The organism is Ideonella sp. A 288 (assembly GCF_002198735.1).
Taxonomy (GTDB): domain Bacteria; phylum Pseudomonadota; class Gammaproteobacteria; order Burkholderiales; family Burkholderiaceae_C; genus Pseudaquabacterium.
This window is the reverse complement of sequence record NZ_MWLO01000133.1, coordinates 1-18,948: the sequence shown is the minus strand read 5'-3', so window position 1 is coordinate 18,948 and position 18,948 is coordinate 1. Positions and strand designations below refer to the sequence as shown.

Sequence of the window (18,948 nt, the reverse complement as noted above, 5' to 3'; positions counted from 1 at the left end):
GCCGGTGGTCGTGGCCATCGGCCAGCACCGCGGCCCGGCGGCGAATGACGGGCGTCAACCAAGGCCCGGCGTCTGGTCGGACAATGAAGCGCATGGCAACCGACGCGTTGGATGCCGACCGCTCCCGCGCCCAGGCCGTGTTCAGTGCCCGCGGGCTCACCAAGGTGTACCGCACCGGTGAGGTGGAGGTGCACGCGTTGCGCGGCGTCGACCTGGACATCGCCCGGGGCGAGTTCATCGTGCTGCTGGGTCCGTCGGGCAGCGGCAAGAGCACGTTGCTGAACATCCTGGGCGGGTTGGACACGCCCAGTGCCGGCGCGGTGCGCTTTGCCGAGCACGACCTCAGCGCCGCCAGCGAGGCCGAGCTCACCACCTACCGGCGCGAGCACGTCGGCTTCGTGTTCCAGTTCTACAACCTGATCCCCAGCCTGACGGTGCGCGAGAACGTGGCGCTGGTCACCGACATCGCCACCGACCCGATGCCGGTGGACGAGGCGGTGGCGCGCGTGGGCCTGGCGCCGCGGCAGGACCATTTCCCGGCGCAGCTGTCGGGCGGCGAGCAGCAGCGCGTGGCCATCGCCCGCGCCATCGTCAAGCGGCCCGAGGTGCTGCTGTGCGACGAGCCCACCGGGGCGCTCGACCAGGTGACCGGCCGGCTGGTGCTGGAGGTGATCGAGCGCATCCACCGCGAACTCGGCACCACGGTGGTGGTGATCACGCACAACGCCGCCATCGCCGGCATGGCCGACCGGGTGATCCACCTGGGCGACGGGCGCATCGTGCGCGTCGACACCAATGCGCACAAGGTGTCGCCGACGGAGCTGTCGTGGTGAGGAGGGCCTGGCGATGAAGGCCCTCGACCGCAAGCTGCTGCGCGACCTGCTGCGCATGTGGAGCCAGGCGCTGACCATCGCGCTGGTGGTGGCCAGCGGCGTGGCCGGCTTCGTGACCACGCTGAGCGCGGTGGACTCGCTGGCCGCCGCGCGCGACCGCTTCTACGCCAGCGGGCACTTTGCCGACGTGTTCGCGGTGGTCAAGCGCGCGCCGATGGCGCTGGTGGCGGTGCTGCGCGAGACGCCGGGCGTGGCCGACGTGCAGGCCACCCTGGAGCACGCCGTGCGCATCGACACCGGCGATCCGGGCGATGCCGTCATCGGCCAGCTGATCGGCATCGACCGGCGCTCGCCGCCCCGGCTGAACCGCGTCACGCTGCGCTCGGGCACCGGCCTGGGCGGTGCGGTCGGCGCCGGCGATGGCGCGATGGCCGCCCCCACGTCGGGCACCGACGCCATCGACGCGCTGGTGTCCGAGGCCTTCGCCTCGGCGCGCGGCTTGCGCCCCGGCATGCGGCTGGGCGCGCTGATCAACGGCAAGCAGCGCAGCCTGCGCATCGTCGGCATCGCGCTGTCGCCCGAGTTCATCTTCGCCGGGCTCGGTGGCGCGCCCGACGCCCGCGGCTTCGGCGTGTTCTGGGTCGACCGCGAGGTGCTGGCCGCGGCCTATGACATGGACGGCGCCTTCAACCACCTGGCGGTCAAGCTAGCGCCTGGCGCGTCGGCCCGTGCCGTGTCCGATGCGCTGAGCCGGCAACTCGGCCCCTATGGCGGCGGCGACGCGCACGGCCGCGACCGGCAGGTGTCGCACATGATGCTCGACAACGAGATCAAGGAGATGGACGTGCTGGGCACGGTGCTGCCGGCCATCTTCCTGGGCGTGGCGGCCTTCCTGCTGAACGTGGTGGTGTCGCGCGTGGTGGCCACGCAGCGCGAGCAGATCGCCGCGCTGAAGGCGCTGGGCTACCCCAACCCCGCCATCGCCTGGCACTACCTGAAGCTGGTCGGCGCGATCACGCTGCTGGGCTGGTTGCTGGGCCTGGCGCTGGGCAAGTGGCTGGGGGCGCTGCTCACCGGGCTGTACGCCGACTTCTTCCGCTTCCCGGTGTTCGACCACCGCATCGACCCCGTGCTGGTGCTGATCGCTGGCGGCATCACGCTGGCCACGGCGGTGCTGGGCACGGTCAATGCCATCGCGGCGACGGTGCGGCTGGCGCCGGCCGAGGCGATGCGGCCGCCGGCGCCCGGCCGCTACCGGCCGACGCTGCCCGAGCGGCTGGGCCTGCGCCACATGCCCACCGCGCTGCGCATGATCCTGCGCCAGATGGAGCGCCGGCCCTGGCGCACCGCGCTGTCGATCGGCGGCGTCGCGGCCTCGGTGGCCATCGTCGTGATGGGCAACTTCTTCCGTGACGCGATCGAGGTGGTGGTCGACTCCACCTTCCACGTGGCGATGCGCAGCGACGTGATCCTGTGGCTGGCCGAGCCGGCCGCGGCGTCGTCGCAGGTCGAGATCGCGCGCCTGCCCGGCGCGATCGCGGTGGAGGCGACGCGCAACGTGGCGGTGCGGCTGGTGCGCGGCCACCGCAGCGAGCACGTGGCGATCCAGGGCTATGCCGAGCGGCCCGAACTGCGCCGCCTGGTCGACATCGACCTGCACCAGACCGTGCCGCACGGCGACGGTCTGGTGCTCACCGACCGGCTGGCGGCCAAGCTGGGGGTGGTGGCCGGCGACGCGATCCTGGTCGAGGTGCTGGAAGGCGACCGCCGCACCGTGACGGTGTCGGTGCAGGCGCTGGTGCGCGAGATGATGGGCCTGAACGCCTACATGCCGCGCCGTGCGCTGAACCGCCTGCGCGGCGAGGGCGACGTGGCCGACCAGTTCTCGGTGGCGGTGGAGCGGGGGCGCGAGCCCGAGTTCCTGGCGGCCGCGCGCCAGTTGCCGCGCGTGGCCGGCGCCTTCAGCAAGGCCACGCTGTGGCGCAACATGCAGGACATCAGTGCGCGCAACATCCGTGTCATGAGCTCGGTGATGACGCTGTTCGCCGCGGTGATCGCCGTCGGCGTGGTCTACAACAACGCCCGCATCGCGCTGGCCGAGCGCACCTGGGAGCTGGCCAGCCTGCGCGTGCTGGGCTTCACGCGCGCCGAGGTGTCGGCGCTGCTGCTGGGCGAGATGGCCATCGGCATCGCCATCGCGCTGCCGCTGGGCATGTTGGCCGGCAATGCGCTGGTGCATGGGGTGGCGGGCCTGCTGCAGTCCGATGCCTTCGACCTGCCGGTGGTCATCCGCGCCCGCACCTTCGCCTGGGCGGCGATCTGCGTGGTGGTGGCCGGCCTGGCCAGTGCGCTGGTGGTGCGCCGGCGCATCGACCGGCTGGACATGGTGGCGGCCTTGAAGACGCGCGACTGACGCGTCGGTCGACACCGAGCGAACGAACGGGAACTGCAACGCGATGAACACGAAACACTGGATCATGACGGGGGCCGTGGTCGCGGCGCTCGGCCTGGCGCTGGCCTGGGCCTTCGCGCCGCGGCCGGTCGAGGTCGAGGTGGCCTCTGCCACCGAGGGCCGCTTCGAGGCCACCGTCGACGAAGACGGCAAGACGCGGCTGCGCGAGCGCTACACCGTGTCGGCGCCGCTGGCCGGGCAGCTGGCCCGCATCGCGCTGCAGGCCGGTGATGCGATCGAGGCCGGCGCGGTGGTGGCCACGCTGCGGCCGGTGCTGGCGCCGATGACCGACGAGCGCACGCGGCGCGAACAGCAGGCGCGGGTCGAGACAGCGCAGGGGCGCGTCAAGCTGGCCGCCACCGGCATCGAGCGCGCCCAGGTGGCGCTGCGCCAGGCCGAGAACGAGCTGCGACGCACCGAGCAGCTGTCGGCGCAGGGCTTCGTTTCGCCGACGCAGCTGGACACGCAGCGACTGGCCCGCCAGGCGGCGCAGAAGGACCTGGACGGCGCGGTGCAGGAGCGCCGCGTGGCCGAGGCCGCGCTGGAGGAGGCGCGGGCGGTGCTGGTGGCGGTGCGGGCGGCGCCCGACACGGCCGCGGCGCGGCGCGACTTCGCGGTGCGCGCGCCGGTGGCCGGCCGCGTGCTGCGGGTGCTGCAGCCCAGCGAGGGCACGGTGGCGTTGGGCACCCCGCTGCTCGAGATCGGCGACGTCTCGCGGCTGGAGATCGTGGCCGAACTGCTGACCACCGATGCGCTGCAGGCCGGGCCTGGAACGCCGGTGCGCATCGAGCGCTGGGGTGGGCCGACGGTGCTGGAAGGTCGCGTGCGCCTTGTGGAGCCCGGGGCCTTCACCAAGGTGTCGGCGCTGGGCGTGGAAGAGCAGCGCGTCAACGTGCTGATCGACCTGAGCAGCCCGGCCGAGCAGTGGCGCGCGCTGGGCGATGGCTACCGCGTCGGCCTGCGCCTGGTGACGCTGTCGGTGGACAAGGCGCTGCGGGTGCCGGCGAGCGCGGTGTTCCCGCGCACCGACGCACCGGGCATGGCGGTGTTCGCGCTGCAGGACGGCCGCGCGCGGCTGACGCCGGTGGTGCTGGGTGCGCGCAATGGCAGCGAGGCCTGGATCCGCAGCGGGCTGGCCGCCGGCGCGCAGGTGATCGTCTACCCGCCGTCGACGGTGCGCGATGGGGTGTCGGTGCGGGTGCGCAAGGTGTGAGGCGGGCGCGCGGCCGGCCGCCGGGGGCGGCGGCGGCGCTCAGCCCAACGCCAGCGCCATCACCCCACCGGCGATGCAGGCCGCGCCCAGCAGCCGCAGGCCGCGGTCGGCCTCGCCCAACAGCCGGCCGCCCAGCAGCGCGGCGAACAGCATCGACACCTCGCGCGCCGGGGCCACGTGCGACAGTGGCGCCATCTGCACCGCGTACAGCACCAGCACGTAGCTCAGCGGGCTGATCGCGGCCAGCAGCAGCGCGGCGCGCCACTGCGCCTTCAGGTCGCGCATGAAGCCGCTGCGGTCGGCCAGCGCGCCCGGCAGCATGAAGGGCACGCGCACGGCATTGCCGATCCAGTCGACCAGGATCGGCGACATCGCTAGCACCTTGACCGCGTAGCCGTCGATCACGGTGTAGGTGGCGATCAGCAGGCCGGTGATGGCGCCCCAGACCACCCCGGCGCGCAGGCGGTCGCGCTGGCCCGGGTCGTGGGCCTTCGCCCACATCGACGGCCCGCCGGCGATCAGGAACACGCCGCCGGTGATGGCCAGCACGCCGGCCACACCGCTTGGGCCCAGCGTCTCGCCCAGCAGCAGCACTGCGGCGAACGAGGTGACCAGCGGCCCGGTGCCGCGCGCCACCGGGTACACCACCGTCAGGTCGGCCGCGCGGTAGCCGGCCAGCAGCGTGTTGAAGTACACCAGGTGGGCGACGCCGCTGGCCAGCACCAGGCCCCATTCGAGCCAGCCCCAGCGCGGCAGTTCGCGCCAGGCCATCCACAGGCCCAGCGGCGACCACAGCACCATGACCATGATGGCGCCCATCAGCACGAAGTGGCGGCCGCCGCCGGTCTTCTTGGCCACGATGTTCCAGCCGGCGTGCAGCAGGGCGGCAACCAGCACCAGGGCGACGGCGGTCAAGGGCATCGCCCGATTGTGACCAGCGGGGCGGCGGCTACAGTCGCCGGCAGCACACCCCACGAGCCTCGCCGAGCATGAGCCATCCAGACCTGGTGCACGCCCTGCGCGGCGGCATCGTCGAATCCTTCCACCGTGGCGCCATCGCCATCGTCGATGCCGACGGCACGCCGGTGCTGGCATTGGGCGACATCGACCGGCCGGTGTTCCCGCGCTCGGCCTGCAAGGTGCTGCAGGCGCTGCCGCTGGTGGAAAGCGGTGCGGCCGAGGCCTTCGGCCTCTCCGACGACGAACTGGCGCTGGCCTGTGCGTCGCACGGCGGCGAGGCGCGGCACGCGGCCACCGCGGCGTCGATGCTGGCCAAGGCCGGGCTCGATGCGTCGGCACTCGAATGCGGCGCCCACTGGCCCTACTTCGACGGCGCCATCAAGGCCATGGCCCGCGACGGCGCCACGCCCAGTGCGCTGCACAACAACTGCTCGGGCAAGCACGCCGGCTTCGTCTGCCTGGGCTGCCTGCTGGCCAGGGCGCAGGGCGGCGGCGATGCCGACGCGTGGCGCGGCTTCGTGCGTGGCTACCTGTTGCCCGAGCACCCGGTGATGCGCGAGGTGAGCGCGTCGCTGCAGTCCACTACCGGCGCCGACCTGTCGCGCCTGCCGGTGGGCACCGACGGCTGCTCGATCCCGGCCCACGCGATCCCGCTGCGGCAACTGGCCCTGGCCTTCGCGCGGGTGGGCACCGGGGTCGGCCTGCGCGACGGCCAGGCACGGGCGGCACGCCGGCTGCGCGAGGCCGTGGCCCGCTCGCCCTTCTTCGTCGCCGGCACCGGCCGCTTCGACACGCGGGTGATGGAGCGCCTGGGCGAGCGCGTCTTCTGCAAGGTCGGCGCCGAGGGCATGTACTGCGCGGCGCTGCCCGAGCAGGGGCTGGGCGTGGCGATCAAGATCGACGACGGCAACAACGCCCGTGCGTCCGAGGTGGCAATGGCCGCGGTGATCGAGTCGCGCGTCCGGCTGGACGACGGCGAGCGCGCCTTCATGCAGGGCTTCAGCGACCTGACGCTGCGCAACTGGAACGGCTTCACCGTCGGCGCGCTGCGGGCCAGCCCGGCCTTGCGCGCCGCCCTGGCCTGAGGTTTCCCGGGACCGAACCGATGATCACGCTGCACCATTGCCTGAACGCCCGCTCCTTCCGCCCGTTGTGGGTGTTGGAGGAAATCGGCCTGCCCTACGAGCTGCGCGTCTGGCCGTTTCCGCCGCGGGCCCACGACAAGCGCTACTTCGAGGTCAACCCGCTCGGCACCGTGCCCGCGCTGCTGGACGGCGACACGGTGATGACCGAATCGGCCGCCACCTGCCAGTACCTGGCGGCCCGCCACTCGAAGGGCGCGCTCGACGTCGGCGTCGACGAGCCCGAGTACGGCGCCTACCTCAACTGCCTGCACCAGGGCGAGGCCACGCTGACCTTCCCGCAGACGCTGGTGCTGCGCTACAGCCGCTTCGAGCCGCCCGAGCGCCGGCAGCCGCAGGTGGCGGAGGACTACGCCAAGTGGTTCCTGGCCCGGCTGCGGCCCATGGGGGCGCGCCTGGCCACGCGCGAGTTCCTGTGCGCCGATCGTTTCACCGCGGCCGACGTGTCCGTGGCCTATGCGCTGATGCTGGGCGAGTTCCTCGGCCTGGACGGGCAGTTCCCGCCCGAGGTGTTGGCCTACTGGCGACGCCTGCAGCAGCGGCCGGCGCACCAGCGCGCGCTGGCGAAGCAATTGCAGGCGGCCATCGACCAGGGCGTGTCGACGGTATCGCCGATCGGCTGACCATGGCCGCCCCCATCGGGCGTCGCCAGCGGGGGCACGGGCTCGCTGAGCCGCCGGCGGGCTTCGGATTGCCGTTGACGTTGACGTAAACGTCAATCAATAATCACGCGCTCGAATACGCTGTCCGTCCCACGTTCCCCACCGCCCCGCCGGAGCCCGCATGGCCGTTCTGCAAAGCAAGCTCAACCCCCGCTCCGAGGAGTTCAAGGCCAATGCCGCGGCCATGCGCACCGTGGTCAATGACCTCAACGCCCGGCTGGCGCGCATCGCCGAAGGCGGTGGCGCCGAGGCTCGCGCCAAGCACCTGGCGCGCGGCAAGCTGGCCCCGCGCGAGCGGGTGGAGCGCCTGCTCGACCCCGACACGCCCTTCCTCGAGATCGCCCCGCTGGCCGCGATGGGCCTGTACCCCGAGAAGGATGGCAGCGACGCCGCGCCCTGCGCCGGCATGATCGCCGGCATCGGCCGCGTCAACGGCACCGAGTGCCTGATCATCTGCAACGACGCCACGGTCAAGGGCGGCACCTACTACCCGCTCACGGTCAAGAAGCACCTGCGCGCGCAGGAGATCGCCGCGCAGAACAACCTGCCCTGCATCTACCTGGTCGACTCGGGCGGCGCCAACCTGCCCAACCAGGACGATGTATTCCCCGACCGAGACCACTTCGGCCGCATCTTCTACAACCAGGCCAACATGAGCGGCCAGGGCATCCCGCAGATCGCCGTGGTGATGGGCTCGTGCACCGCCGGTGGCGCCTACGTGCCGGCGATGAGCGACGAGACCATCATCGTGCGCAACCAGGGCACCATCTTCCTGGGCGGCCCGCCGCTGGTGAAGGCCGCCACCGGCGAGGTGGTGAGCGCTGAAGACCTGGGCGGCGGCGACGTGCACACCCGCCTGTCCGGCGTGGCCGACCACCTGGCCGAGAACGACCTGCACGCGCTGGCCCTGGCCCGCCAGGCCGTGGGACGCCTGAACCGCACCAAGCCCGCGCCGATGGCGCTGCGGCCGGCGCGCCCGCCGATGTACGCCACCACCGAGTTGCACGGCGTGGTGCCCACCGACACGCGCAAGCCCTACGACGTGCGCGAGATCATCGCCCGCATCGTCGACGGCAGCGAGTTCGACGAGTTCAAGGCCCGCTACGGCACCACGCTGGTCTGCGGCTTTGCCCACATCGACGGCATGCCGGTGGGCTTCGTCGCCAACAACGGTATCCTCTTTGCCGAGAGTGCCAACAAGGGTGCGCACTTCATCGAACTGTGCTGTCAGCGCAAGGTGCCGCTGGTGTTCCTGCAGAACATCACCGGCTTCATGGTGGGGCAGAAGTACGAGAACGACGGCATCGCCCGCGCCGGCGCCAAGATGGTGACGGCGGTGGCCTGCGCCGCGGTGCCCAAGTTCACCGTGATCATCGGCGGCAGCTTCGGCGCCGGCAACTACGGCATGTGCGGACGCGCCTATTCGCCACGCTTCCTGTGGATGTGGCCGAATGCGCGCATCTCGGTGATGGGCGGCGAGCAGGCGGCCAGCGTGCTGGCCACGGTGCGCCGCGACGGCATCGAGGGCCGCGGCGGCCAGTGGAGCGCCGACGAGGAAGCCGCGTTCAAGGCCCCCATCCTGTCGCAGTACGAGCGCCAGGGCCACCCGTACTACGCCAGCGCCCGGCTGTGGGACGACGGCGTGATCGACCCCGCCGACACGCGCCGCGTGCTGGCGCTGGGCCTGTCGGCCGCGCTGAACGCGCCGATCCCCGAGACGCGCTTCGGCGTCTTCCGCATGTGAGGCCCGCGGGCGCTGCACGGCATCGATTCCGACAACCCCGACGTTCCTGACGACAGGCATGACCGCCGACGCCGAACTGCACATCCGCCCGTTGCGCGACGACGATTCCGTCGCGGCGCTGACCGGCCTGCTGCACCGCGCCTACGCGCCGCTGGGGGCCGCGGGGCTCAACTTCACCGCGGTCGACCAGTCCGAGGCCATGACGCGTGAAAGGCTGTTCGGCGCGCTGTGCTGGGTGGCCGAGCAGGGCGGCGCGCTGGTGGGCAGCGTCACCGCGTCGGGCGTGTACGACCCCAACACCAAGCCGTGGGCGCGCGCCACGCCGTGGTTCTACCGCACCGACGTGGCCCACCTGCACCAGCTGGCGGTGGAGCCGGCGCGGCAGGGCGCCGGCATCGGCGCACGCCTGATGGCCGCCTGCGAGGCCTGGGCCCGCGACACCGGCCACCGCGCCATCGCGCTCGACACGGCAGCCCCGGCCGCCCACCTGCGCGCCCGCTACACGCACATGGGCTACGCCGATGTCGACGAGGTGCAGTGGGCCGGCAAGACCTACCGCAGCGTCGTCATGGCCAAGCCGCTGCCCGGCCACGCGGCACCGCGCACCGATGACATCGAGCACCACGCGGCGCTGGTGCGCGCGCTGTGGGCCGGCTTCCAGGCGCGCGACTGGGCGGGCGCGCGGCGCTGGCTGGCCGACGACGCGCAGCTGCACTGGCTGGCCAGCGGCGAGCACCTGTTGGATGCCGACGCGATCATCCGTGTCAACGCCCTCTACCCCGAAGGCTGGCACCTGAGCGTGCGCGAGGTGACGCCGATGGCCGACGGCCGGGTGCACTCGGTCATCGAGGTCACCCACGACGGCCGGCGCTTCTTCGCCAACACCCTGTGGCGCTTCCGCGGCGATCGCATCGCCGGTGCCGACGAATACTGGGGCAGCTGTGAGACGCCGCCGGCCTGGCGCACCGCCGACGCCATCGGCGCCTACCGCCGCGACCCGGTCTGAGCGCATCCTCCCACCAGGCACTCCATGACCACCACGCTCGACATCATCCGCCAAGGCCCCGTCGCCCGCGTCTTCCTCAACCGGCCCGAGGTGCGCAACGCCTTCAACAGCGAGGTCATCGCCGAACTCACCGCGGCCTTCGGCGCGCTGGGCGACGACGCGGGCGTGCGCGCCATCGTGCTGGGCGGCCATGGCAAGGCCTTCTGCGCCGGCGGCGACCTGAACTGGATGCGCGCGATGGCCGATTACAGCTGGGCGCAGAACCACGCCGACGCGATGGCGCTGGCCGAGATGCTGTGGACGATCTACAGCTGCCCGAAGCCGGTGGTCGGCCGCATCCATGGCGACTGCTTTGCCGGTGGCGTGGGCCTGGCGGCCTGCTGCGATGTGCTGTTGGCCGCCGAAGGCGCGCACTTCTGCCTCAGCGAGGCCCGACTCGGGTTGCTGCCGGCCACCATCGGGCCCTACGTGGTGCGGGCGCTGGGCGAGCAGGCCTCGCGCCGCTACTTCATCACCGCCGAGCGCTTCTCCACCGCCGAGGCGCACCGCCTCGGCTTCGTGCACGCGCTGGCCGCGCCCGAGACGCTGGACGCCCAGGTCGACGCGCTGGTGGCCACGCTGGTGGCCAATGGCCCGCAGGCCGTGAAGGCCAGCAAGCGCCTGGTGCAGGACGTCGCCGGTCAACCGATCGGTGCCGCGCTGCGTGAAGACACGGCCCGCCGCATCGCCGACATCCGCGCCAGCGACGAGGGCAAGGAAGGCGTGCAGGCCTTCCTTTCCAAGCGCGAACCGTCCTGGAGAAATTGACCATGAACCTGCCACCGCTCGACCCAGGTCAAATGGACACCAGCCACCTGTTCGCCATCGCTGCGGCACTGGGCTGGGCCAGCGGGCTGCGGCTGTATGCGGTGGTGTTCCTCACCGGCCTGGCCGGCTTCCTGGGCTGGGTGCCGCTGCCGCAGGGGCTGAAGCTGCTGGAGAACCCGCTGGTGCTGGGCGCCAGCGGGCTGATGCTGGCGGTGGAGTTCCTGGCCGACAAGGTGCCGGGCCTCGATTCGCTGTGGGATGCGCTGCACACGGTGGTGCGCATCCCCGCGGGCGCCGCCTTGGCGGCGGGCGTGTTCGGCGGCGACCAGGCCACCTGGACCACCATCGCCGCGCTGATGGGCGGCACGCTGGCCGCCACCAGCCACGTGGCCAAGGCCACCACCCGCGCGGCCGCGAACACCTCGCCCGAGCCGTTCTCCAACATCGGCCTGTCGCTGGCCGGCGACGCGCTCGTGCCGGCGATGCTGTGGGCGGCCTGGGCCCAGCCCACCTGGTTTTTCGTCGCGCTGGCCATCGTGCTGGTGGTGATGGTGGCTCTCACGGTGGTGCTGATGAAGTTCCTGGTCAGCCTGATCCGCACGCTGCGCGGGCGCATCGGCGGCACCCGCATGGCGGCCTGACCGATGCCGATGCACAAGAACGATCCCCGGACCAGGGCGCATCGCGCACCCGAGTCCTCTCGACCTGACGGAGCCATTGCATGTTCACCAAGATCCTGATCGCCAATCGGGGCGAGATCGCCTGCCGCGTGGCCGCCACGGCGCGTCGCCTGGGCGTGCGCACGGTGGCGGTGTATTCCGACGCCGACGCCGACGCGCGCCACGTGCACGCCTGCGACGAGGCGGTGCGCATCGGCGGCCCCGCGCCGCGCGACAGCTACCTGCGCGCCGACCTGATCCTCGAGGTGGCGCGGGCCACCGGGGCGCAGGCGGTGCACCCGGGCTACGGCTTCCTGTCCGAGAACGAGGCCTTCGCGCAGGCTTGCGCCGACGCCGGCATCGCCTTCATCGGCCCGCCGCCGTCGGCCATCGCGGCGATGGGCAGCAAGTCGGCCGCCAAGTCCCTGATGGAGAAGGCCGGCGTGCCGCTGGTGCCGGGCTACCACGGCGCCGACAACGATCCGGCACTGCTGGCCGCCGAGGCCCAGCGCATCGGCTACCCGGTGCTGATCAAGGCCAGTGCCGGCGGTGGCGGCAAGGGCATGCGCCGTGTCGACCGGGCCGAGGATTTCGCCGCCGCGCTGGCGTCCTGCCAGCGCGAGGCCCAGTCGAGCTTCGGCGACAGCCATGTGCTGGTCGAGCGCTATGTGCTGCGGCCTCGCCACATCGAGATCCAGGTCTTCGGCGACAGCCTGGGCCACTGCGTGTACCTGTTCGAGCGCGACTGCTCGGTGCAGCGGCGCCACCAGAAGGTGCTCGAGGAAGCGCCCGCGCCGGGCATGAGCGCCGCGCGCCGCGCCGAGATGGGCGCCGCCGCGGTGGCGGCCGCGCAGGCCGTGGGCTATGTCGGTGCCGGCACGGTGGAGTTCATCGCCGAGGAGGTGGACGACGGCGATCTGCGCTTCTATTTCATGGAGATGAACACGCGGCTGCAGGTGGAGCATCCGGTGACCGAGGCCATCACCGGCCTGGACCTGGTCGAGTGGCAGCTGCGCGTGGCGGCCGGCGAGCCGCTGCCGCTGCGCCAGGACCAACTGGCCATCCACGGCCACGCCATCGAGGCGCGCATCTGTGCCGAGAACCCCGATGGCGGCTTCCTGCCCGCCACCGGCACGATGGACGTGTTGCGCTGGCCGGCGCACGTGGCCTTCGAGCGCGGGCCGGTGCGCGTGGATGCCGGCGTGCGCCAGGGCGACGCCATCAGCCCCTACTACGACTCGATGATCGCCAAGCTCATCGTCTGGGGCGAGAACCGCGCGCAGGCGCTGGCGCGGCTGGATGCGGCACTGGCGGCCACGCAGATCGTCGGCCTGCACACCAATGCCGCCTTCCTGCGCCGCGTGGTGGCCTGCAGCTCGTTTGCCACCGCCGACCTCGACACCTCGCTGATCGAGCGTGAGCGGGCGGTGCTGCTCGACCAGCCGCCGCTGCCGCTGGAACTGGCGGCGGCCGGGGTGGTGGCCCATGCGCTGGCCGACGAGGCCGCGCTGGAGGATGCCGACCCCTGGTCGCACCGCAATGGCTGGCGCATGCATGGGGGTGCACGGCGGCACTTCGACATCGAGCATGGCGGCAGCCGCCATGCCGTCGCCCTGGCTCGACTGCACGACGGTGCCTGCGTGCTGCAGATCGGCGAGCGAACCTGGCGGTTCGAGGCCCGCGCACTGGGCGACCAGGTGCACGACATCCGCCTCGGCGAGCGGCGCCTGCGCCTGACCGTGCATGTGCACGGCGAGCGGGTGGCGGTGTTCGCCCCCGAGGGCCATGTCGTCGTTCATGAGGTGGACGTCATCGCCCATGCCGGCGACAGCGCCGCCGAGGTCGGCCGGCTGACCGCGCCGATGCCCGGCAAGGTGATCGCCTACCTCACGAAGAAGGGCGACGCCGTCACCAAGGGCCAGGCGCTGGCGGTGATGGAGGCCATGAAGATGGAGCACACGCTGACCGCGCCGCGAGACGGCGTGGTGGCCGAGATGCTCTATGCGGTGGGCGACCAGGTGGCCGAAGGTGGTGAACTGCTGCGGCTGGAAGCCTGAGGCCGGAGTGGCCGGTGGCGACCGGCGCCGGCGGACGGCTGCGGGCCGGCGCGCCGCCTCAGCGCTGCCACCAGCGGCTGATCAGCCGCCGGGCAGCCGCGCCAGCCGTGGTCTTGGCCTTGGACGCGGTGCCGGGCTCCGGCGTGTCCTCCATCGGCCGGGTGACGCCGAAGCCGGTGCTGGCGCGTGACCAGTCGATGGGCTGCCGGGTGTGGCCGGCGGGCGACTGGTTGCCCGTGGGCGCGGGCAGCGCCCGGCGGTAGTCTTGTGCCAGGGTGGCCAGTTCCGAGCCGGGACAGGCGTCGCACACCAGCAACACGTCGCGCTCGTAGCGCGGCTGCTGGAGCATCTGCTCGATGTCGATGCCCTGGCCCAGGTCGCGCAGCAGCAGGAAGTGGATGCGTGTGGCGATCTGCAATCGGCTGGCACTGATGGTCGTCATGCCGTGAACCCTGAATCTTGTTATGCGCAATATTGTGATCCGACGGGCCGGAACGCGCACTCCCTAAGGGGTCGGAGGCGTGGCCCGGTGAAACCCGCCACACAAGCCAGTAAAGTGCGGGTCGTCGAGCCCGCGAGCGGGCTGCCGGGGTGTGTGATCGACGGGTTCGATCCCGCGGCCGGACGACCTGGCCGACCCGGCCACCCGTGCCTGCGAGTGGAGTCTATCCCCGAGTGCGCGTCAATGGGGCGCTAGCGTGTTCCATGAACCTGAATCGAAAGGCCTTGACATGATCCCCTCCCGCGTGACGCTCGTCGACGTCGGCCCGCGCGACGGGCTGCAGAACGAGAAGCAGCCGGTGGCGACCGCCGACAAGGTGGCCCTGGTGCACCGGCTTCAGGCCGCTGGCCTGCGCGAGATCGAGGTCACCAGCTACGTCAGCCCCAAGTGGGTGCCGCAGATGTCGGACAACGCGCAGGTGATGGCCGCCATCGCCCGCCCGCCCGGCGTGCGCCACTCGGTGCTGGTGCCCAACATGCTGGGCTTGGATGCGGCCCTGGCCGGTGGCGCCGCCACGCGGCCGGACGAGGTGGTGGTGTTCGGCGCCGCCAGCCAGGCCTTCAGCCGGCGCAACATCAACTGTTCCATCGAGGAGAGCATCGACCGCTTCGCCCCGGTGGTGGCTGCCGCCCGCGAGGCCGGTCTGAAGGTGCGCGCGGCAATCTCCTGCGCGCTGGGTTGCCCCTACCAGGGCGAGGTCAGCCCCGACGAGGTCGAGCACCTGGTCAAGCTGATGAAGGGCATCGGCGTGCAGCACTGCGGCATCGCCGACACCATCGGCACCGGCACGCCGCGCGGCGCGCAGGCGGTGATGGAGCGGGCGCTGAAGCACTTCCCGGTGGACGAGGTGAGCGGCCATTTCCACGACACCTATGGCCAGGCGCTGGCCAACATCCTGGCCAGCCTGGAGGTCGGCATCCACACCTTCGACACCAGCGTGGCCGGCCTCGGCGGCTGCCCCTATGCCAAGGGGGCCACCGGCAACGTGGCCACCGAGGACGTGGTCTTCATGCTGCACGGCATGGGCATCGACACCGGCATCGACCTCGATGCGCTGGTCGACGCCGGCGGTTTCATCTCCGACGTGCTGGGCCGTCCGCCGGTGTCGCGCGCCGGCCGTGCCCTGCTGACGAAGAAGGGCAGGGTCTTCGCATGACGTTGGCGGCTGTGCCAGAGGCTGATCGCCCCGAAGGTTTTCGCCGCGTGGCCCAACTGCTGGCCGAGCGCGGCCACCCGCACGCGCCGCGCTGGCTCGAGGTGTCGGCGCGCACCTGCGCCGAGGCCGCCGAGGCCCTGCAGGTGCAGGTGGGGCAGATCGCCAAGAGCGTGATCTTCCGGCGCCGCGCCGACGAGGCGGCGGTGCTGGTGGTGACCTCGGGAGACCGCCGCGTCGACGAGAAGAAGGTGGCGGCGGCCGTGGGCGCCATCGGCCGCGCCGATGCCGAGTTCGTCAAGACGCGCACCGGCTTCTCGATCGGCGGCGTGGCGCCGGTGGGCCATGCCACCCCGCCGGTGGTGCTGATCGACCGCGACCTGTTCCGCTTCGACGAGGTCTGGGCGGCTGCCGGGCACCCCAACGGCGTGTTCCGCCTGCACCCGCTGCAACTGGTGCAACTCACCGATGCGCCGGTGGCCGACGTGGTGCTGCCCGCATGACCACGGCCACCGCGGTGGAGAGCCCCTGCGTCAACCGCTGCCGCATGGACGCCGGCACCGGCTGGTGCGAGGGTTGTTTGCGCACGATCGACGAGATCGTCGCCTGGGGCCGCCTGGGCGACGAAGGCCGGCGCCGCATCATCGCGCTGCTGCCGGAGCGTTGGGCCCAGTGGCCCGCCGACCGGCCTTTCCCGGGCGCCACTGGAGCGCCGTCGTGAAGGTGGTGACCTTCTGGTTCGACGTGATCTCGCCCTACGCCTGGCTGGCCTTCGATCGCCTGCCACAGGCATTGGAGGGCCAGAGCCATGTGGTCGACTTCCGACCGCTGCTGTTTGCCGGCCTGCTGAAGGCCTGGGGCCAGAAGGGCCCGGCCGAAATCGCGCCAAAGCGTGTGTGGACCTACCGCCAGGTGGCCTGGCTGGCGCACCTGCAGGGCACGCCGCTGCAGTTGCCACGGCCGCACCCGTTCAACCCGCTCGCGCTGCAACGCCTGGCGTTGGCGTCGGCGCCGGCCGGCGGCCTGCCCAACCGGCGTGTCGTCGAGCAGATCTTCCGCCATGTGTGGTGCCGCGACGGCGCCGACCCCAACGACCCTGCCGCGCTGGCGGTGCTAGCACAGGCCGTGGCACCGGTGCGCGACCCGCTGGGCGAGGACGTGCGGGCCGAACTGCGTGCCGCCACCGACGCGGCCCGGGCGCAGGGTGTGTTCGGCGTGCCCACGCTGGCCTGCGAGGGCCGGCTGTTCTGGGGCCAGGACGCGCTGCCGATGCTGCGCGCGGCGATGCAGGGTGACGCCTGGTTCGACGGGCCGGCCTGGGGCGACGCGGCAAGGCAGCCCGAGGGTGTGGTTCGACACGCTTGAAGGCGGTCAGGCCTTCTGCAACTTGACCACAGTCAATGTGCGGGCGGGGGTCGACCCCTACAGTGACGGGCATCAACTCAACGAACCCCTCATCATGTACCACAAGCTCTTTGTTCCCGTCGACGGCAGCGAACTCTCCAAGGTCGCGATGGATGCCAGCATCGCGCTGGCGAAGCAGCTTGGCGCGTCGATCGTCGGTTTCGTCGTCGAGCCCGACGCCCCGCTGCCCACCGTGGGCATCCAGCTGTCGCAGTATGAGCGCGAGACCACTGCGCACATCACGCGCACGGACACGCACGCGCACAAGGTGATCTCCTACTTCCAGCAGCATGCGCTGGAGGCCGGCGTCGATTTCCATGGCCTGCACGTGCGCACCGACGCGGTCGATCGCGCCATCGTCGACCACGCCGTCGAGCAGGAGTGCGACATGATCGTCATGGTCACGCACGGCCGCGGTGTGTTCGGCGAACTGCTGTTCGGCTCGCACACCAAGAACGTCATGGGCCGCAGCAAGCTGCCGCTGCTGATCCTGCACTGACCCGGCGCGCCCGGGACGGCATCCCGGGCTCCTGCCTGCCGATCGGCACGGGCTCCCGGCCGTCGTCGCGCCAGCCTGCGGCACCAGCGATGCCACCGTCGGGCCAGCGCCGCGGCGGCGGCTTTCGTCGGCACGGACCGCTCGCCCGGTACCCAGGCACCCCATCGGTGGGCCCTTCGCCGATGGGTCGGTGCACGCGGTTCAGATCAGCAACGCCGCGAGGTACAGGCCGATCATCATGAACGCCAGCACCACCTTGGCCAGCAGGCCGGCCATCAGGCCCAGCCAGGTGGCGACGCCGACCTTCATGGCCCGCGTCTCGTCCTGCCGTGCCAGGTATTCGCCGATGGCCGCGCCTACCAGCGGCATGAAGAGCACGCCGACCAGGCCCATGAAGAGCCCCACCACCGTGCCGAGCGCGGCGCCGACCAGGGCCTGCCGGCTGGCCCCGGCCTTGCGGGCGCCCAGCAGGCCGGCCACGTAATCGAGCACCCATGACAGCACGGCCAGCACGGTGATGGCGGCCAGGCTGCCCCAGCCGACCGCGGTGAAACCGCCGATCCAGGCGCCGAGCGCGATGCCGGCCAGGATCAGCAGCGTGCCCGGCAGTGCCGGCAGCACCGTGCCGGCCAGGCCGGCCACGATCAGCACGGTGCTCAGCACCCACCAGACGATGTCGGGCATGTCGATGGCCTGGCGTGATCGAGGTCGTTCCGCGCCCGGTCAGGCGGCCTGGCGCAGGCGCTCGATGCGCTGCTCCATCGGCGGGTGGCTGGAGAACAGGGCCATCATGCCGCCGGGGCGGGCGCTGATGCCCATGGCCTGCATGGCCTTGGGCATCTCGCCGGGGTCGAGTCCGCCCAGGCGGGCCAGCGCGTTGATCATCGGCTGCTTGCGGCCCATCAGGTTTGCAGCGCCCGCGTCGGCGCGAAACTCGCGCTGGCGCGAGAACCAGGCCACGATGATGGCGGCCACCACGCCCAGCACCAGGTCCAGCACGACGGTGGTGACGTAGTAGCCGATGCCGGGCCCGTCGTTCTGGTTGCGCAGCACCACCTTGTCGACCACGTAGCCGATCACGCGGGACAGGAACACCACGAAGGTGTTCATCACGCCCTGGATCAGCGCCATCGTCACCATGTCGCCGTTGGCCACGTGGGCCACCTCGTGGCCCACGACGGCCTCGACCTCTTCGCGCGTCATCGACTGCAGCAGGCCGGTGGACACCGCCACCAGCGCCGAGTTCTTGAACGCACCGGTGGCGAACGCGTTGGGCGGGCCCTCGTAGATGCCGACTTCAGGCATCTGGATGCCCGCCTTCTGGGAGAAGCGCTCGACGGTGGACACCAGCCAGGCGTGGGTGGGGTCGGTGGAGCCGTTGATCACCTGCACGCCGGTGGTCCATTTGGCCATCGGCTTGCTGATGAGCAGCGAGATGAAGGCGCCGCCGAAGCCCATCACCAGCGCGAAGCCCAGCAGCGACGTGAGGTCCAGGCCATTCGCCGTGAGGAAGCGGTTCAGGCCGAGCAGGTTCACCGCCAGGCCCAGCACGAGCATCACGCCCAGGTTGGTCAGCACGAACAAGGCAATGCGTTTCATGGTTCCACTCGCAAGAGAAATCGGGACAGGGACCTTGACCACCTCGCGCCGACCCCTGTCCCAGTGTCGACGCGCACTCGATGGCCTGCATCATGCACCCGGATTGGTGTCTGCCAAAAGCAGCCTGAGCGGCGCATTCGGTTCGTCTTTTACGAAGTGAATGGAGGCCGGCCGCCACTGGGACCGCACTGGCAACGCGGAGCAGGACGGTGCTTGCCGCGCATTTCCGGCGCTTGGGGCGGGCGGCCTCCATTCA

At 71.6% G+C, this 18,948-nt stretch carries 19 protein-coding genes; 15 read left to right on the top strand and 4 right to left on the bottom strand.

Annotated elements, in window-relative coordinates; translation table 11 throughout:
* Positions 1 to 92 precede the first annotated feature (92 nt).
* From EOINJALH_RS18560 to EOINJALH_RS18550, 3 genes are read left to right on the top strand one after another with little or no spacing between them, the layout of a single operon-like run.
* The gene (locus tag EOINJALH_RS18560) at positions 93 to 833 is read left to right on the top strand and encodes an ABC transporter ATP-binding protein (protein WP_088282792.1); all 741 of its coding nucleotides are present in this window, start codon (positions 93 to 95) and stop codon (positions 831 to 833) included.
* A 13-nt stretch (positions 834 to 846) separates the two neighbouring features.
* Positions 847 to 3,246 carry an ABC transporter permease gene (locus EOINJALH_RS18555; protein ID WP_088282790.1) on the top strand — a complete coding sequence of 800 codons (2,400 nt, stop codon included), beginning with the start codon at positions 847 to 849 and terminating at the stop codon, positions 3,244 to 3,246.
* A gap of 43 nt (positions 3,247 to 3,289) precedes the next feature.
* Entirely contained in the window at positions 3,290 to 4,498 is a 1,209-nt protein-coding gene (locus EOINJALH_RS18550) for an efflux RND transporter periplasmic adaptor subunit (protein WP_088282788.1), read from the top strand.
* A 39-nt stretch (positions 4,499 to 4,537) separates the two neighbouring features.
* Here the strand turns inward: EOINJALH_RS18550 and EOINJALH_RS18545 are convergent, their stop codons facing one another.
* Positions 4,538 to 5,419 (bottom strand): EamA family transporter, encoded by an 882-nt coding sequence (locus EOINJALH_RS18545; RefSeq protein WP_088282786.1) that lies wholly within the window; start codon positions 5,417 to 5,419, stop codon positions 4,538 to 4,540.
* A gap of 68 nt (positions 5,420 to 5,487) precedes the next feature.
* On the opposite strand from EOINJALH_RS18545, the gene EOINJALH_RS18540 reads away from it, so the two are divergent.
* From EOINJALH_RS18540 to EOINJALH_RS18510, 7 genes are all read left to right on the top strand, one after another.
* Positions 5,488 to 6,543 (top strand): asparaginase, encoded by a 1,056-nt coding sequence (locus tag EOINJALH_RS18540; protein WP_088282784.1) that lies wholly within the window; start codon positions 5,488 to 5,490, stop codon positions 6,541 to 6,543.
* A gap of 20 nt (positions 6,544 to 6,563) precedes the next feature.
* On the top strand, positions 6,564 to 7,223 hold the full coding sequence (locus tag EOINJALH_RS18535; RefSeq protein ID WP_088282782.1) for a glutathione S-transferase family protein: 660 nt from the start codon (positions 6,564 to 6,566) through the stop codon (positions 7,221 to 7,223).
* Between the two features lie 160 nt (positions 7,224 to 7,383).
* Positions 7,384 to 9,006, top strand: a complete 1,623-nt coding sequence (locus EOINJALH_RS18530; protein ID WP_088282780.1) for a carboxyl transferase domain-containing protein — start codon at positions 7,384 to 7,386, stop codon at positions 9,004 to 9,006.
* 58 nt (positions 9,007 to 9,064) lie between these two features.
* On the top strand, positions 9,065 to 10,012 hold the full coding sequence (locus tag EOINJALH_RS18525; RefSeq protein ID WP_088282778.1) for a GNAT family N-acetyltransferase: 948 nt from the start codon (positions 9,065 to 9,067) through the stop codon (positions 10,010 to 10,012).
* 24 nt (positions 10,013 to 10,036) lie between these two features.
* On the top strand, positions 10,037 to 10,819 hold the full coding sequence (locus tag EOINJALH_RS18520; RefSeq protein ID WP_088282776.1) for an enoyl-CoA hydratase/isomerase family protein: 783 nt from the start codon (positions 10,037 to 10,039) through the stop codon (positions 10,817 to 10,819).
* Positions 10,820 to 10,821: 2 nt separating this feature from the next.
* Positions 10,822 to 11,460, top strand: a complete 639-nt coding sequence (locus tag EOINJALH_RS18515) for a DUF4126 domain-containing protein (protein WP_234413920.1) — start codon at positions 10,822 to 10,824, stop codon at positions 11,458 to 11,460.
* Positions 11,461 to 11,540: 80 nt separating this feature from the next.
* On the top strand, positions 11,541 to 13,535 hold the full coding sequence (locus EOINJALH_RS18510) for an acetyl/propionyl/methylcrotonyl-CoA carboxylase subunit alpha (RefSeq protein ID WP_088282772.1): 1,995 nt from the start codon (positions 11,541 to 11,543) through the stop codon (positions 13,533 to 13,535).
* A gap of 58 nt (positions 13,536 to 13,593) precedes the next feature.
* Here the strand turns inward: EOINJALH_RS18510 and EOINJALH_RS18505 are convergent, their stop codons facing one another.
* Entirely contained in the window at positions 13,594 to 13,977 is a 384-nt protein-coding gene (locus EOINJALH_RS18505; protein WP_088282770.1) for a hypothetical protein, read from the bottom strand.
* A gap of 289 nt (positions 13,978 to 14,266) precedes the next feature.
* Between EOINJALH_RS18505 and EOINJALH_RS18500 the strand changes: the two genes are divergently transcribed.
* Genes EOINJALH_RS18500 through EOINJALH_RS18480 form a run of 5 tightly spaced genes read left to right on the top strand, consistent with a single transcriptional unit; the run spans position 14,267 to position 17,093 of the window.
* Entirely contained in the window at positions 14,267 to 15,193 is a 927-nt protein-coding gene (locus EOINJALH_RS18500; RefSeq protein ID WP_088282768.1) for a hydroxymethylglutaryl-CoA lyase, read from the top strand.
* Positions 15,190 to 15,693, top strand: a complete 504-nt coding sequence (locus EOINJALH_RS18495) for a YbaK/EbsC family protein (RefSeq protein ID WP_088282766.1) — start codon at positions 15,190 to 15,192, stop codon at positions 15,691 to 15,693. Before EOINJALH_RS18500 ends, EOINJALH_RS18495 begins: the two co-directional genes overlap by 4 nt.
* A complete protein-coding gene (locus EOINJALH_RS18490; protein ID WP_088282764.1) occupies positions 15,690 to 15,911 on the top strand; it encodes a DUF1289 domain-containing protein in 222 nt (73 codons plus the stop codon). Before EOINJALH_RS18495 ends, EOINJALH_RS18490 begins: the two co-directional genes overlap by 4 nt.
* Entirely contained in the window at positions 15,908 to 16,555 is a 648-nt protein-coding gene (locus EOINJALH_RS18485; protein ID WP_088282761.1) for a 2-hydroxychromene-2-carboxylate isomerase, read from the top strand. The genes EOINJALH_RS18490 and EOINJALH_RS18485 overlap by 4 nt, the downstream gene beginning before the upstream one ends.
* Positions 16,536 to 17,093, top strand: a complete 558-nt coding sequence (locus tag EOINJALH_RS18480; protein ID WP_310732315.1) for a universal stress protein — start codon at positions 16,536 to 16,538, stop codon at positions 17,091 to 17,093. The genes EOINJALH_RS18485 and EOINJALH_RS18480 overlap by 20 nt, the downstream gene beginning before the upstream one ends.
* A gap of 201 nt (positions 17,094 to 17,294) precedes the next feature.
* On the opposite strand, the gene EOINJALH_RS18475 is transcribed toward EOINJALH_RS18480, so the two are convergent.
* Complete coding sequence (locus tag EOINJALH_RS18475; protein WP_088282757.1) at positions 17,295 to 17,777, bottom strand: DUF456 domain-containing protein; 483 nt, start codon at positions 17,775 to 17,777, stop codon at positions 17,295 to 17,297.
* Between the two features lie 39 nt (positions 17,778 to 17,816).
* A complete protein-coding gene (gene htpX, locus EOINJALH_RS18470; protein ID WP_088282755.1) occupies positions 17,817 to 18,692 on the bottom strand; it encodes a protease HtpX in 876 nt (291 codons plus the stop codon).
* Positions 18,693 to 18,948: the final 256 nt, after the last annotated feature.

Excerpts from the sequence above, each read along its gene's own strand:
- EOINJALH_RS18560 (WP_088282792.1), top strand. The coding sequence starts at position 93 with ATGGCAACCGACGCGTTGGATGCCGACCGCTCCCGCGCCCAGGCCGTG.
- EOINJALH_RS18555 (WP_088282790.1), top strand. The coding sequence starts at position 847 with ATGAAGGCCCTCGACCGCAAGCTGCTGCGCGACCTGCTGCGCATGTGG.
- EOINJALH_RS18550 (WP_088282788.1), top strand. The coding sequence starts at position 3,290 with ATGAACACGAAACACTGGATCATGACGGGGGCCGTGGTCGCGGCGCTC.
- EOINJALH_RS18545 (WP_088282786.1), bottom strand. The coding sequence starts at position 5,419 with ATGCCCTTGACCGCCGTCGCCCTGGTGCTGGTTGCCGCCCTGCTGCAC.
- EOINJALH_RS18540 (WP_088282784.1), top strand. The coding sequence starts at position 5,488 with ATGAGCCATCCAGACCTGGTGCACGCCCTGCGCGGCGGCATCGTCGAA.
- EOINJALH_RS18535 (WP_088282782.1), top strand. The coding sequence starts at position 6,564 with ATGATCACGCTGCACCATTGCCTGAACGCCCGCTCCTTCCGCCCGTTG.
- EOINJALH_RS18530 (WP_088282780.1), top strand. The coding sequence starts at position 7,384 with ATGGCCGTTCTGCAAAGCAAGCTCAACCCCCGCTCCGAGGAGTTCAAG.
- EOINJALH_RS18525 (WP_088282778.1), top strand. The coding sequence starts at position 9,065 with ATGACCGCCGACGCCGAACTGCACATCCGCCCGTTGCGCGACGACGAT.
- EOINJALH_RS18520 (WP_088282776.1), top strand. The coding sequence starts at position 10,037 with ATGACCACCACGCTCGACATCATCCGCCAAGGCCCCGTCGCCCGCGTC.
- EOINJALH_RS18515 (WP_234413920.1), top strand. The coding sequence starts at position 10,822 with ATGAACCTGCCACCGCTCGACCCAGGTCAAATGGACACCAGCCACCTG.
- EOINJALH_RS18510 (WP_088282772.1), top strand. The coding sequence starts at position 11,541 with ATGTTCACCAAGATCCTGATCGCCAATCGGGGCGAGATCGCCTGCCGC.
- EOINJALH_RS18505 (WP_088282770.1), bottom strand. The coding sequence starts at position 13,977 with ATGACGACCATCAGTGCCAGCCGATTGCAGATCGCCACACGCATCCAC.
- EOINJALH_RS18500 (WP_088282768.1), top strand. The coding sequence starts at position 14,267 with ATGATCCCCTCCCGCGTGACGCTCGTCGACGTCGGCCCGCGCGACGGG.
- EOINJALH_RS18495 (WP_088282766.1), top strand. The coding sequence starts at position 15,190 with ATGACGTTGGCGGCTGTGCCAGAGGCTGATCGCCCCGAAGGTTTTCGC.
- EOINJALH_RS18490 (WP_088282764.1), top strand. The coding sequence starts at position 15,690 with ATGACCACGGCCACCGCGGTGGAGAGCCCCTGCGTCAACCGCTGCCGC.
- EOINJALH_RS18475 (WP_088282757.1), bottom strand. The coding sequence starts at position 17,777 with ATGCCCGACATCGTCTGGTGGGTGCTGAGCACCGTGCTGATCGTGGCC.
- htpX (WP_088282755.1), bottom strand. The coding sequence starts at position 18,692 with ATGAAACGCATTGCCTTGTTCGTGCTGACCAACCTGGGCGTGATGCTC.